We start from the raw sequence: 12,296 nt of genomic DNA, 5'->3' as shown, positions 1-12,296 counted from the left end.
CCTGATTTTTGTTATTCCTCCTGGCGGATATAACGTCTGTCTTTCATAAAGAGCTTCCAGAAGAAATAAAACCCGGGGAACAAAATGATGAAAGCGACGATATACGTCATAAACAGCGCCCTGAAGGTTGCCGGCTCCGTAAATCCTGACATGACCGTAATATCCGGATAAATCATATAAGGAAGATGAGCCCGTCCGTATGCATAGCTTGCCAGAAAGTATTGGAGCGCAATGGCGATCATGGCGATTCTCGGTTTGCCGAGGTTGCGGCCGAAGTGCTTATTCGGCAAAAACAGAGCCACGCCGGCAATGATAAATGTAATGACAGACAGAATGAGCCATGTCTTGTCTTTCATCATCCCCGTATACAGCCAGCCGGCTTCAGAGCGTAATGTCAGCATAATGAAGAAGGCAAACAGAAGCGACAGCGGCCCTGTTATTAAAGAGCTCCGTCTGTAGATGCGGTACGCATGCTCCTCTTCCGCAACATTTGAAAAATCGGCCAGAAGCAGTGAAGATAAAAATAAAGTGCTTAAAATGGCAAAGCCGATAAACGCATACGCATTAAGGCTTGTAAAGACATTTGCCAAATTCAGTTGATACACTCCGCCCGTCTTCTCAATAAACCCTCCGTGTGTGACCGGAAGGACCAAAATCAGCACAGCGGGAATAATGAAGCCTGAAATTCCGGAGATATATCTCATGATTTTTCTTTCCTTCGCCGTATTGGAGAAGACGAGAAAGCCGCTGCGGATGGCTAAGAGCAGCAAAATAATACTTCCCGGGATCAATAAAACGGTTCCCAGCACGAAGGTTGCCCCTGGAAAGAAGCTGAATAGGGCGACAACGATCGCGACGATAAAGACGTTGGTCACTTCCCATGTCGGGGACAAATAACGGTTGGCGATGTTTGTCGCCTTTGTTTGTTCTCTATTTAAATAAATCATCGACCAAAAGCCGGCTCCGAAGTCCATCGTTGCCATGACCGCGTAGATAAACACGAAGCCCCATACGATTGATATCGCAATGAGAGCATCCATGGTAATGTCCATTTCAATTCAGCCCTTTCTATTGTTAGGATTCCGCCGCTTTTACATCCTCCTCAACAGGATGTTTGCGGAAATAGTAAAGCAGCACATAAATGACTGCGGCTGCCAAAATGGCGTAAACGACCGTAAACAGGATGAACAGCAAACCGATTGAACCGGTTGTCGTGACGACATCAGACGTTTTCAGGAGATGGTAAATCACCCATGGCTGCCGCCCCGTACAAGCGAATATCCACCCGAATTCAATTCCGATCAGACTGAGCGGTCCTGCGGTTAAAAATAAAATCAAAAGCCAAGTCGGAAAGCTGTCTTTCTTTAAAATTTTTCTCCACACGATGCCGATGATGGAGTACAAAATGAGCAGCATCCCGATGCCGACCATTCCGTTAAACAGTGTATGGATGAATAAAGGCGGCCACTCGTCTTTCGGAAACGCGTTCAATCCTTTGACGACGGTATCAAAGCTGTTTGCGGCCAAAAAGCTTAAAGCCCACGGCACTTCTATCGCCCATTTTACTTTTTCTTCTTTTGCATCAGTAAAACCCCCGATCGCAAGCGGAGCGTGTGATCTAGTTTCAAACAGCCCTTCTGCGGCCGCAAGCTTCTCAGGCTGGTATTCGTAAAGAAGCTGGGCTGACTCGTGACCGTTTAAAGAGGCAAGAATGGAGAATATCCCGCCGATCGTTAAGGCGAGCAGCAGCGCTTTTCGGTGAAAGCGGTATACCTGCTCCTGTTTTCTCGTTCTCAGCATTTTATAAGCCGCTACTGACGCGACGATAAATGCACCGGTCATGAAAGCCGTCAGAACGACATGGCCCGCGGTGGTGAAAAAGCTTGGATTAAAAAACGCTGCCCACGGTTCGACGTCAGTGATTTTGCCGTTTAAAATTTTAAAACCGGCCGGCGTTCCTTCAAATGCGTGAACATTTGTGATTAAGACGGCTGATGCCGCGGCGCCGATCAAAACGAAAATAACGGCAATGATGCGCATCGCCGGAGTCAGCCGATCAGCGGCGTAGACATAAATGGACATAAACAGCGCTTCGATAAAGAAAGCATAAATTTCAATCTGAAACGGAAGTGACATCACCCTGCCGATGACCTCCATGAATCCGGGCCACAAAAGGGCAAGCTGTGTACCCGCGATCGTTCCGGTCGGTATCGCCACGCCGAGCAGAACAGCCTGCGCCTTCGTCCACCTTTTCGCCATAATGGCATAATGCGGATCTTTTGTTTTTTGATAAATCAATTCAGCCATTAAAATCATCAGAGGCAAGCCGACACCAAGCGTCGCAAAAATAATATGAAAGCCCATGGTTGTCCCGAACAGACTTCTGGCTAATACTAAATCATCCACGATCATAAACCGCCTTTCTAAATTACCGTTTTATGTAATGTGGTTATATTATTTGCTGAAGCGATTAGATTATTCTTCCGATTCCATATATGTGCAGGGTTTAGAAATCAAGGGATCAGGGCATATATGATTGACAAGCGCCTATTTAAGGTTTAGAATAAAACGTAATTATTACGATTTAAGAAAGGGAGATCACCATGAAAAAAGATATTCATCCGGATAACCATCAAGTGATTTTTCAAGATGTGAACAGCGGCTACCGCTTTTTAAGCCATTCTACGAAAACGTCAGAGGAAACGGCAGAGTGGGAAGACGGAAAAACATACCCGCTGATTAAAGTAGAAGTCAGCTCAGATACGCATCCGTTTTATACAGGCCGCCAAAAATTCAACGAAAAAGGAGGGAGAGTCGAACAGTTCAACAAAAAATACAATATGGGGAAATAAGACAAGCCCAATGGGGTTTGTCTTATTTATTGAGCACTTTGTCGTCTTGTGCGGGGAGTGACGAAATGACCCGCCTTATGTTATATTGTGAATAAAAAGGCAGAAAGGAAACACCAAGATGAGTCTTCTAAACGATATTATGCAATTTAATGAGCAGTTCACTAAAAACAAAGATTATGAAAAATACCAAACATCTAAATTCCCGGATAAAAAGATGGCGATTTTGTCCTGTATGGACACACGTCTTGTAGAATTGCTTCCGCATGCGATGAACATGCGAAACGGCGATGTGAAAATTATTAAAAGTGCCGGCGCGCTTGTCGCCCACCCGTTCGGAAGCATCATGCGCAGCCTTTTAGTCGCTGTATACGAATTAAACGCTGATGAAGTCTGCGTTATCGGCCACCATGATTGCGGCATGAGCAAAATCAACAGCGAGGATATGCTTGATAAAATTATCGACCGCGGTATTCCGAAAGAGCGGATTGACATGCTGAAGCACTCAGGTGTTGATCTTGATCAATGGCTGAAAAGCTTTGATTCAGTAGAAGCGAGTGTTACAGACAGCGTAAACGTCATTAAACACCATCCGCTATTCCCTGACAATGTCCCGGTGCACGGTCTGGTGATTGATCCTGAAACCGGTAAACTTGATCTGGTGATCGACGGCTACCAGCATATGGACTAATGTTTTTGTTTTTTGTCCGGTACGGGATCAACACCGCCCGGATGAAAAGGGTGGCACTTTAAAATCCGCTTCAGTGTCAGCCATCCGCCTTTTAATGCGCCGTGAGTCTTGACGGCTTCGATTCCGTACTGCGAACACGTCGGATAAAAGCGGCATGACGGCGGCGTCAGCGGAGAGATGAACTTCTGGTACCCGCGGATTAACGCAATCATTATGGTTTTCATCAAAAAACCACCTTTCTGATGCTAGTATAGAAAAAAAATTTCAGATTGAAAAGCTTCCGCCACAATTCTTATCGGAAAACTGTGTTATAATGGATGTATATTCTGAAAAAAAGGGAGTGCCATTATGCCTTCAGTAGAAAGTTTTGAGCTAGACCATAATGCGGTTGTGGCTCCGTATGTAAGACATTGCGGAGTGCATAAAGTCGGAACAGACGGCGTCGTGAATAAGTTTGACATTCGCTTCTGCCAGCCGAACAAACAGGCGATGAAGCCGGATACGATTCATACGCTTGAGCACTTGCTTGCGTTTACGATTCGCACACATTCTGAGAAATACGATCACTTCGACATCATAGATATCTCACCGATGGGCTGCCAGACAGGCTATTATCTTGTTGTCAGCGGCGAGCCGACAGCGGAAGAAATTGTAGACCTGCTTGACGCTACGCTGAAAGAAGCCATCGATATTACGGAGATTCCGGCGGCCAACGAAAAACAGTGCGGCCAGGCGAAACTTCATGATTTAGAAGGCGCGAAACGGCTGATGCGTTTCTGGCTGTCACAAGATAAAGAAGATTTGCTGAAAGTGTTCGGATAAAAAACAGGCCTTTTTGCTGACATGCAAAAAGGCTTTTTTACATATTTCTAAAAAATGTCACACCTTATGTGTAAGCGTTTGCTAAAATAGAAGCAAACATGAAGGAGTGATGGGATGAAACGGGCTGTATTGGCAGGTATGTGCGGTATGGTATTTCTATTATCTTCCTGCGGGGGCAATTCGGACAAAACCGCCGCGGATGAGGAGCCTAAAGCGCTTGAGGTCAAGCTTACAGGACCGGAAAAGGCAGCACCGCATGAAAAAACGGAATACAAGGCGGTGGTTTTTTACGGCGGCAAGCGTGTCACGGATGCGGATGAAGTCATGTTTGAAGTATGGAAAGAAGGAAAAAAAGGCAGCAGCAAAACAAGCAAGGCCAAGGAGGAAAAAGGGGCGTATCACCTGCGGACTGAATTTGATGAAGAGGGTGTGTATACCGTTCAATCCCACGTAACGGCAAAACAGCAGCATAATATGCCGACTGTAAAAGTGCGTGTCGGGGATGCTGAAGCTGCCGATGATTCCTCCGGCCATGAGGAACAGACGCATCATCATTAAGGATTGTTTTTATCCGTCAAGCCTTTTGATGCGTCCTCCGGCGGGTCAATCGTATGTTTTACGTTATAAGCTCTTACAGTCGACCAGATGGATAAAAGCAGCACGGCGAGCACGATAAGAAAGCCGAAGCCCAGAAGAAGCAGCATAAAATCCCTCCTTTTTAACAAATCATAACATATTTTCCATACGTAAAATCAAGGGCTAAAAATTTATGTTTTAACACACGATATATAGGGTATATCAATAGTAAATCAAAGGAGGAAGATAGGCATGTCAGAAAAACTATTGGAAGCGGTCAATAAACAAGTTGCAAACTGGACGGTCATGTATGTGAAATTACATAACTATCATTGGTACGTCAAAGGGAAGGACTTTTTCACATTGCACGAAAAGTTCGAGGAGCTGTATAACGAAACGGCTACATATATTGACGATCTGGCAGAACGTCTGCTGGCATTGAACGGCAAGCCGATCGGCACAATGACGGAATCATTGAAGACTGCTTCTATAAAAGAGGCGGAAGGCAATGAGAGCGCAGAACAAATGGTACAGAACATTTATGATGATTTCACTGTCATTGCGGAAGAGCTGAAAAGCGGCATGGATCTCGCAGATGAGGTCGGAGACGAAACGACCGGAGATATGCTGCTTGCCATTCACCAGAATATCGAAAAACATAACTGGATGCTGAAAGCGTATTTAGGATAATCAACAAGGGAAGACCGGGGCTATAAAGCACTCGGTCTTTTATTTGGCTGCCGAAGAGAGGTGTTGTCCATTTTTCTGAAAAATCCAGTCCGTTCCATTCACTTTTCATAGAATAATGTAAGGCCGTTTCTGTGAAAGGATGTTGGATCAAGTGGGCAAAGACTTTGGCATCTTTTCGTTTTTTGCAGTGATCGTGTCGGCAGCGGGGTTTTTCTTTGGCGGTTTTCAGTATTCCTTTCTGATTTTGCTATCGGTCATGGCGATTGAGTTTATCAGTACAAGCTTAAAAGAATCTCTTTTGCAGCAGCTGAGCGCAAGAAAGCTTTTTGCGCGGCTGGTCAAAAAAATCGTGACCCTGGCATTAGTCTCAGTTTGCCATTTTTTTGATCAGCTGCTTCATTCAGAAGGCGCTATCCGTAATTTGGCTATTATGTTTTATATCTTATACGAATCGGTTCAGATCGTGATAACGGCAAGCTCGCTGGGCATCCCGGTTCCGCAGGTGCTCGTCGACCTATTGGATACCCTGAAAAATAAATTCAAGCGCAAACCGTAACATTTGCTTCAAAGGAGGCTATACTAGCGGGTATGATGGTTTTCCTCTGAATTTTTGATAAAGGGCTTCCGAACAAACGCAACTGTGGTATGATGTATGGAAGATATGAAGGAACGGATTAGAGGGATAAACATGTACGAGTTTAAAGACTATTATCAGAATACTGTTCAGCTCTCCTTTGAACACCAGCCTTTTTCAGACAGCCCGAAGCATGTATGGGTCATATGCCGATATGGAGATAAGTGGCTTTTGACTGAGCATGAAGACCGGGGGTTTGAATTTCCGGGCGGAAAAGTGGAGCCGATGGAATGTGCGGAGGAAGCGGCCCTGCGCGAGGTGAAAGAAGAAACCGGCGCCGCGGTAAGACATCTGAAGTACGTCGGACAGTATAAAGTTCTCGGCAGGGAAAAGGTAATTGTGAAGAATATTTATTTTGCCGATATTGAAAAGCTTGAAAAACAGGCTGACTATTTTGAAACAAAAGGGCCGGTGCTGTTCAGCGAACTGCCGGAGAATCTCCCCCGAAATAAAAAATTCAGTTTCATTATGAAAGATTCGGTGCTTCCGATCAGTCTGAAAAAGCTGAAAGAGGACGGCGTATTTCAATCATAAAAAACGGAGACCCGGCGCTTACGCACGGGTCTTTTTTATATTTTTCCTTTCGTCCATTTTCTTTCTAACAGTTCGACTCCCTGATACATCAATGTCGCAAAAATCGCGATGATCAGAAGGCTTAAGAACACAAGAGTGAAATTGAAGACCTGGAAACCGTAAATGATCATGTAGCCCAGACCTTTTTCGGAAACGAGAAACTCGCCGACGATGACGCCGACCCAGGATAAACCGACGTTCACTTTAAGCGCGGAAATAATCGCGGGGGCGCATGCCGGCAGAATGACTTCTTTAAACATGATGCTTCTTTTCGCTCCGAATGTTTTCATCACCTTAATATAGTTTTCATCCACTTCCTGAAAAGCCGTAAAGACGACGATTGTCGTGATAATGACACTGATGACTGCTCCCATGGCGACAATGCTTGTGAAATTCGGTCCGAGTGCCACGATGAGAATCGGTCCGAGTGCGACCTTCGGCATCGCGTTTAAAATGACGAGGTACGGGTCTAAAACCCGGGCGAGCCTGTTTGACCACCATAACAGAGCGGCGAGGCATGTGCCGAGAAGCGTGCCGAGCAAAAAGCCGAGAACGGTTTCTCCTAAGGTTACGCCGATGTGCGCCGCAAGGGATCCGTCCGCAATCTTTTCAACTAAAAGCCTGCAAACGGCGGAGGGTGAGCTGAAGATTAACGGATCGATCCAGCCCGCCCTGCTCGATATTTCCCATCCGGCAAAAAATACGATGAAAATGGCGGCCTGATACGCACGGATCCGGAGCTTTTCTTTTTGGTGTCTTTTCTTAAACTGCTGATGAAGCTGTTCAATCGTGCCGCTGCTGTTTTTCAAGGGAATTCAGCTCCTTCCATATGGTTTGAAACAGCGGCTGAAAGGCCGGATCCTGACGCGCGTCAAACGGATCTAAAGCCGCGAGCTCCTTAGGCACGGTGAATATTTGGTGGATGGTGCCCGGCTGATTCGAAAATAAATAGATCGTATCGCTCATGGCGATGGCTTCACCGATATCGTGGGTGACGAGCACGGCGGTTTTTTGAAAATCCTTTAATGTTCTGAAGACAAGGTTTTCCAAAGAAAGCTTCGTTTGAAAGTCCAGCGCGGAAAACGGTTCATCAAGGAGCAGCAGGCCCGGGTCCGGCGCAAGAGTTCTGGCAAGTGCCGCCCGCTGCCGCATTCCGCCTGAGAGCTCTTTCGGGTATTTCTTTTCAACGCCGATTAATCCGAGCTTAGGCAGAAGGCTGAGAACTTCAGCTCTTTTTTCTTCTGTTAATGTTTTTGAAATGTGTAAACCGAGCAGCACGTTTTCCTCAATTGATTTCCAAGGAAATAAATAATCCTGCTGAAGCATATAACCGATTTGGTGTTCTTTATGGTTCGGCACGCTTCCTTCGATCAGCACCCGGCCTTGCGCAGGGGTGATAAGGCCGGCCAGAATGGACAGGAGTGTTGTTTTTCCGCATCCGCTCGGCCCGAGAAAGGAGATGAAATCCCCTTTTTCAATCTGAAAATGTATATCTTTCACGGCGGTTGTCTTTTCTTTCAGCGAGAAATAAGTATGTGTTACATGATCCACATGTAAAAAAGACATTCATGTTCCTCCTATTGTTCTGAGGTGACTTTTTTGGCGATTTTTGTGTTGACGAGTTTGCTGTACGGAATGTGTTTCGGGAGCTCTCCGGCTTCATCCATAATAGATTGAAGCAGTTCCCATTCATCCTTTTGCAGAACTGGGTCTGCAGAGAATGACTTTTGTTTTTTATAGCGCTCTATCGATGTTTCGATAATGGCCGGGTCTGTATCGGCAAATTCCTTCTGAATCGTTTTTGCGATGTCTTTGGCCGGATGGCTTTCCACCCATTGCTGGGCGCGATAAATGGCGCGGGTGAATTTTTCCGCCGTCTTTTCATTGTTTTTCAAATAACTTTCTTTTGCCATAAAGGTTGTGTATGGCACTTGGCCGGAAGCTTCTCCGAAGGATGCGACGATATGACCGATGCCTTCTTTTTCAAATTGGGATGCCGTCGGTTCAAACAGCTGCACATAATCACCCGTTCCGGATGCGAATGCGTTGGAAATATTGGGGAAATCAATGTTTTGAACGAGGTTAATGTCTTTTTTCGGCTCTATGTGATTCTTTTTCAGGACGTACTCACCGGCCATTTGGGGCATGCCGCCTTTTCGCTGGCCGAGAAATGTTTTTCCTTTTAAATCGTTCCATTTGAATGATTTCTCATCCTTCCGCGACACGAGAAACGTGCCGTCCGTCTGTGTCAGCTGCGCGAAGTTGATGACCGGATCTTTTGCTCCCTGTGCCTCCACGTAAATGGATGTTTCAGAACCGACCAGCGCGATGTCTGACCCGTTTGACAAAAGCGATGTCATCGTTTTGTCTCCGCCCCATGTTGTTTGAAGTGACACTTGGAGCCCTTCTTTTTTAAAAAAACCTTTTGCTTCAGCGACATACAGAGGCGTATAGAAGATGGAGTGTGTGACTTCCGCCACCTTTACCTTCGTCAGACTTTCTTCCTGTCTGCAAGCCGGAAGAATGAGCAGGAAAAAGGCGCATATGACAAAAACGCAGCCCGCTTTGAGCCATTTGTTCACGGTGTAACCTCCTTGTTTAAGCGTTAAAATAACCTTTTCTGCTTTACATATCGTATGATGGGTATAAAAAATGTGTGAGTGCCCATATTCACGTTGGGAAAGAATAAAAAAACTGATGATATAAGGAGGCGCATTGTATTGCTGGTAGAAAAGAAAAGGTTCCCGTCTCCGAGTCCGCATGTCCGCCTCTTTGCGGTATGCTATGAGTCAGAAGGGCTGAAGGTAAAGGGGCTCCTTGCCGAACCTGCGGCACCGGGAACATATGACGGTTTTTTATATTTGCGCGGCGGCATAAAAAATGTCGGCATGGTACGCCCCGGAAGAATCGTTCAATTCGCTTCCCAAGGCTTTGTCGTGTTTGCGCCTTATTACAGAGGCAACCAGGGCGGCGAGGGAAATGAAGATTTTGCGGGAGAGGACAGAGAGGACGCGTTTTCCGCTTTCCGCCTTCTTCGGGAGCATCCGAACGTCAGGGAAGGGCGGGTGCATATTTTCGGTTTTTCCCGGGGCGGAATCATGGGGCTTTTGACCGCGATTGAAATGGGGCATCAAGCGGCTTCACTCGTTTCATGGGGCGGTGTGAGCGATATGGTGCTTACTTATGAAGAGCGGAAGGATATGCGGCGGATGATGAAGCGGGTGATCGGCGGCACGCCGAAAAAGGTGCCGGATGAATACAGATGGCGTTCGCCGTTTGAAAAAGCAGACCGCATTCAGGCCCCTGTGCTGCTCATCCATGGAGAGAATGATGAGAATGTTTCGATTGAACACGCCCGGATGATCGAGGACAAGCTGAAAGAGGCGGGGAAACCGGTGGAAACTTGGTATTACAGCGGTTTTACGCATTATTTTCCGCCGCAGGAAAACAGACGCATTGTCCGGCGGCTGGCGGAATGGATGAAGACACGGTAAGATGCCTGATTTATGATATGATAATAAAGAATAAGAGAATGAAAGGGGATTTTCATTTTGGGAATGCCTGTTGAATTTAATACCATGATTGTGACAAAAGGCAATGAAAAACGGATAGAGGAAAATATCTTTTTATTGGAGAAAGAGGGCTACCGCGTCTATCCTCTTGATATTCCGATGGACGTGCGCAAAACGAAAACCGGAGAGAAATCCGGCACCGGCGAGGTCCAAAAGCTCGAATGGGCGAACGGCCGGACAAGCATTACATACAGACTCACTTCGCTTCATTCGACAAACTGAAAAAACAAAAGCCGAGGGCATAAACGCCCTTGGCTTTTTTGATTACACGAGAGGTCCGCCGGCTTTGGCAATCGAGTCTGCATGGGAAAACTTTTTAAAGTTTTCTTTAAACTCATTGGCTAAAAACAGCGCTTTTTCGTTGTATGCTTGTTTATCGCTCCATGTGTTTTCAGGCTGAAGAACTTCATCCGGCACGCCCGGAACATGAACGGGACTGTGCAGGCCGAAAATGCTGTCTGCCGTCATGTCAGTCTGGTTCAGTCTGCCGTCAATAGCGGCTTTGACCATCGCTCTTGTATACGAAAGTTTCATCCGTTCTCCGACTCCGTACCCTCCGCCGGTCCAGCCTGTGTTGACCAGGAAGACTTGAACGCCGTGTTCGTCGATTTTACGCCCGAGCATTTCGGCATATACATGTGCCGGAAGCGGAAGGAACGGTGAACCGAAGCACGTCGAGAAAGTCGTTTGCGGAGATGTCACGCCGCGTTCGGTTCCCGCGAGTTTACTGGTGTAGCCGCTTAAGAAGTGATACATCGCCTGTTCCTTCGTCAGTTTGCTGATCGGAGGAAGCACGCCGAATGCGTCCGCCGTTAGAAAGACGATCGCCTGCGGATGGCCGGCAATGCTAGGCTGCACGATATTGCCGATCATCTCAATCGGATATGCGGCTCTTGTGTTTTCCGTGTAGAAGGAATTGTCGTAATCCGCTTCACCCGTTTTTTCATCAAGCACGACATTCTCAAGAACAGACCCGAAGCGGATCGCACGAAAAATCTGCGGTTCTTTTTCCTCGCTCAGATTGATACATTTAGCGTAACATCCGCCTTCAATGTTGAAAACGCCGGAATCTGACCAGCCGTGCTCGTCATCTCCGATCAGTTTGCGGTCCGCATCGGCTGAAAGCGTCGTTTTCCCTGTGCCGGAAAGGCCGAAAAACAGGGCGACATCGCCTTTTTCACCGACGTTGGCTGAGCAGTGCATCGGCAGTATATCCTGCTGCGGAAGCAGGAAGTTCATAATGGAGAATATTGATTTTTTCATTTCTCCGGCGTATTCGGTGCCGCCGATTAAAATGACGCGCTTTTCGAAAGAGACAATGATAAATGTTTCCGAATGCGTGCCGTCCGTCTCCGGGTCTGCTTTAAAATGCGGAGCTGAGAGAATGGTGAAAGGCTGCGCTTGCGGGTCTCTTTCATCCGTTTCCGGTCTGATAAACAGCTGGCGCGCGAATAAATTGTGCCACGCAAATTCATTTACGACCGTAATCGGCAGTCTGTATTTTTCATCCGCTCCCGCGAATCCTTCAAACACAAACAGTTCATCCCGCTGTTTTAAGTAGCTGACGACTTTGGCGTACAGCTTTTCAAACGCCTCTTCAGAAATGGGCTGATTCACCGCGCCCCAATCAATTTGATTTTCTGTGCTTTGTTCACGGACGATAAATTTATCTTTAGGTGACCGGCCTGTATATGCGCCGGTGGTGGCGCGTACGGCGCCCGTTGATGTCAGCGTTCCTTCATCTCGGCTGATCACTTTTTCGGTAAGTTTTGGAGCCGATAAATTATGATGCACATTCGGACTTGCAAGTAATGCTTGAAGATCTGCGGTTAAATCAACTAATTTCATAAAAACCTTCCTTTGCCGGTTTATTTGTATTTCGCTGAATG

17 protein-coding genes are annotated in these 12,296 nt (G+C 46.6%); 9 read left to right on the top strand and 8 right to left on the bottom strand.

From position 1 onward, the window contains the following. Positions 1-11: 11 nt before the first annotated feature. Both VP472_RS14335 and VP472_RS14330 read right to left on the bottom strand, forming a co-directional pair. Positions 12-1,052, bottom strand: a complete 1,041-nt coding sequence (locus VP472_RS14335) for a cytochrome d ubiquinol oxidase subunit II (RefSeq protein WP_146277391.1) — start codon at positions 1,050-1,052, stop codon at positions 12-14. A gap of 22 nt (positions 1,053-1,074) precedes the next feature. After that, positions 1,075-2,406 carry a cytochrome ubiquinol oxidase subunit I gene (locus tag VP472_RS14330; protein WP_071392556.1) on the bottom strand — a complete coding sequence of 444 codons (1,332 nt, stop codon included), beginning with the start codon at positions 2,404-2,406 and terminating at the stop codon, positions 1,075-1,077. A 197-nt stretch (positions 2,407-2,603) separates the two neighbouring features. Between VP472_RS14330 and VP472_RS14325 the strand changes: the two genes are divergently transcribed. Continuing rightward, the gene (locus VP472_RS14325; RefSeq protein ID WP_003152229.1) at positions 2,604-2,852 is read left to right on the top strand and encodes a type B 50S ribosomal protein L31; all 249 of its coding nucleotides are present in this window, start codon (positions 2,604-2,606) and stop codon (positions 2,850-2,852) included. 118 nt (positions 2,853-2,970) lie between these two features. Beyond that, positions 2,971-3,540: a beta-class carbonic anhydrase gene (locus VP472_RS14320; RefSeq protein WP_003152233.1), complete on the top strand. Its 570-nt coding sequence runs from the start codon at positions 2,971-2,973 to the stop codon at positions 3,538-3,540. Here VP472_RS14320 and yidD read toward each other — a convergent pair. Continuing rightward, complete coding sequence (gene yidD, locus VP472_RS14315) at positions 3,537-3,764, bottom strand: membrane protein insertion efficiency factor YidD (protein WP_003152235.1); 228 nt, start codon at positions 3,762-3,764, stop codon at positions 3,537-3,539. The two genes, VP472_RS14320 and yidD, sit on opposite strands and share 4 nt — an antisense overlap. 124 nt (positions 3,765-3,888) lie before the next feature. Here yidD and VP472_RS14310 point away from each other — a divergent pair, with 124 nt between their 5' ends. Both VP472_RS14310 and VP472_RS14305 read left to right on the top strand, forming a co-directional pair. Next, a complete protein-coding gene (locus tag VP472_RS14310) occupies positions 3,889-4,362 on the top strand; it encodes an S-ribosylhomocysteine lyase (RefSeq protein ID WP_003152237.1) in 474 nt (157 codons plus the stop codon). A gap of 114 nt (positions 4,363-4,476) precedes the next feature. Further along, entirely contained in the window at positions 4,477-4,920 is a 444-nt protein-coding gene (locus VP472_RS14305; protein ID WP_146277389.1) for a FixH family protein, read from the top strand. On the opposite strand, the gene ytzI is transcribed toward VP472_RS14305, so the two are convergent. Continuing rightward, positions 4,917-5,066, bottom strand: a complete 150-nt coding sequence (gene ytzI, locus VP472_RS14300; RefSeq protein WP_071391461.1) for a YtzI protein — start codon at positions 5,064-5,066, stop codon at positions 4,917-4,919. The two genes, VP472_RS14305 and ytzI, sit on opposite strands and share 4 nt — an antisense overlap. Before the next feature lie 124 nt (positions 5,067-5,190). On the opposite strand from ytzI, the gene VP472_RS14295 reads away from it, so the two are divergent. From VP472_RS14295 to ytkD, 3 genes are all read left to right on the top strand, one after another. Further along, entirely contained in the window at positions 5,191-5,628 is a 438-nt protein-coding gene (locus tag VP472_RS14295; RefSeq protein ID WP_003152242.1) for a Dps family protein, read from the top strand. A 151-nt stretch (positions 5,629-5,779) separates the two neighbouring features. Next, positions 5,780-6,184, top strand: coding sequence for a phage holin family protein (locus VP472_RS14290; protein WP_003152243.1), 405 nt, complete (start codon positions 5,780-5,782; stop codon positions 6,182-6,184). Positions 6,185-6,316: 132 nt separating this feature from the next. Then, positions 6,317-6,796: an RNA deprotection pyrophosphohydrolase gene (gene ytkD, locus VP472_RS14285; RefSeq protein WP_003152244.1), complete on the top strand. Its 480-nt coding sequence runs from the start codon at positions 6,317-6,319 to the stop codon at positions 6,794-6,796. A 35-nt stretch (positions 6,797-6,831) separates the two neighbouring features. Here ytkD and VP472_RS14280 read toward each other — a convergent pair whose 3' ends face one another. From VP472_RS14280 to VP472_RS14270, 3 genes are read right to left on the bottom strand one after another with little or no spacing between them, the layout of a single operon-like run. Then, positions 6,832-7,644: an ABC transporter permease gene (locus tag VP472_RS14280; protein ID WP_014418698.1), complete on the bottom strand. Its 813-nt coding sequence runs from the start codon at positions 7,642-7,644 to the stop codon at positions 6,832-6,834. Further along, positions 7,619-8,401: an ABC transporter ATP-binding protein gene (locus VP472_RS14275; protein WP_003152246.1), complete on the bottom strand. Its 783-nt coding sequence runs from the start codon at positions 8,399-8,401 to the stop codon at positions 7,619-7,621. Before VP472_RS14275 ends, VP472_RS14280 begins: the two co-directional genes overlap by 26 nt. A gap of 11 nt (positions 8,402-8,412) precedes the next feature. Continuing rightward, positions 8,413-9,417, bottom strand: coding sequence for an ABC transporter substrate-binding protein (locus tag VP472_RS14270; protein ID WP_146277387.1), 1,005 nt, complete (start codon positions 9,415-9,417; stop codon positions 8,413-8,415). Positions 9,418-9,555: 138 nt separating this feature from the next. On the opposite strand from VP472_RS14270, the gene VP472_RS14265 reads away from it, so the two are divergent. Together VP472_RS14265 and VP472_RS14260 are read left to right on the top strand one after the other, a co-directional pair. Then, the gene (locus VP472_RS14265) at positions 9,556-10,329 is read left to right on the top strand and encodes an alpha/beta hydrolase family protein (protein ID WP_015418056.1); all 774 of its coding nucleotides are present in this window, start codon (positions 9,556-9,558) and stop codon (positions 10,327-10,329) included. 57 nt (positions 10,330-10,386) lie between these two features. After that, positions 10,387-10,629: a DUF2584 domain-containing protein gene (locus tag VP472_RS14260; RefSeq protein WP_003152249.1), complete on the top strand. Its 243-nt coding sequence runs from the start codon at positions 10,387-10,389 to the stop codon at positions 10,627-10,629. Positions 10,630-10,671: 42 nt separating this feature from the next. Here the strand turns inward: VP472_RS14260 and pckA are convergent, their stop codons facing one another. Beyond that, positions 10,672-12,255 carry a phosphoenolpyruvate carboxykinase (ATP) gene (pckA, locus tag VP472_RS14255; protein WP_146277385.1) on the bottom strand — a complete coding sequence of 528 codons (1,584 nt, stop codon included), beginning with the start codon at positions 12,253-12,255 and terminating at the stop codon, positions 10,672-10,674. Between the last annotated feature and the right edge of the window lie 41 nt (positions 12,256-12,296).

It is taken from the genome of Bacillus sp. MT(2024) (assembly GCF_036362845.1).
Taxonomy (GTDB): domain Bacteria; phylum Bacillota; class Bacilli; order Bacillales; family Bacillaceae; genus Bacillus; species Bacillus velezensis.
The sequence above is the reverse complement of the archived record's forward strand: the minus strand, read 5'-3'. Positions and strand labels throughout refer to the sequence as shown.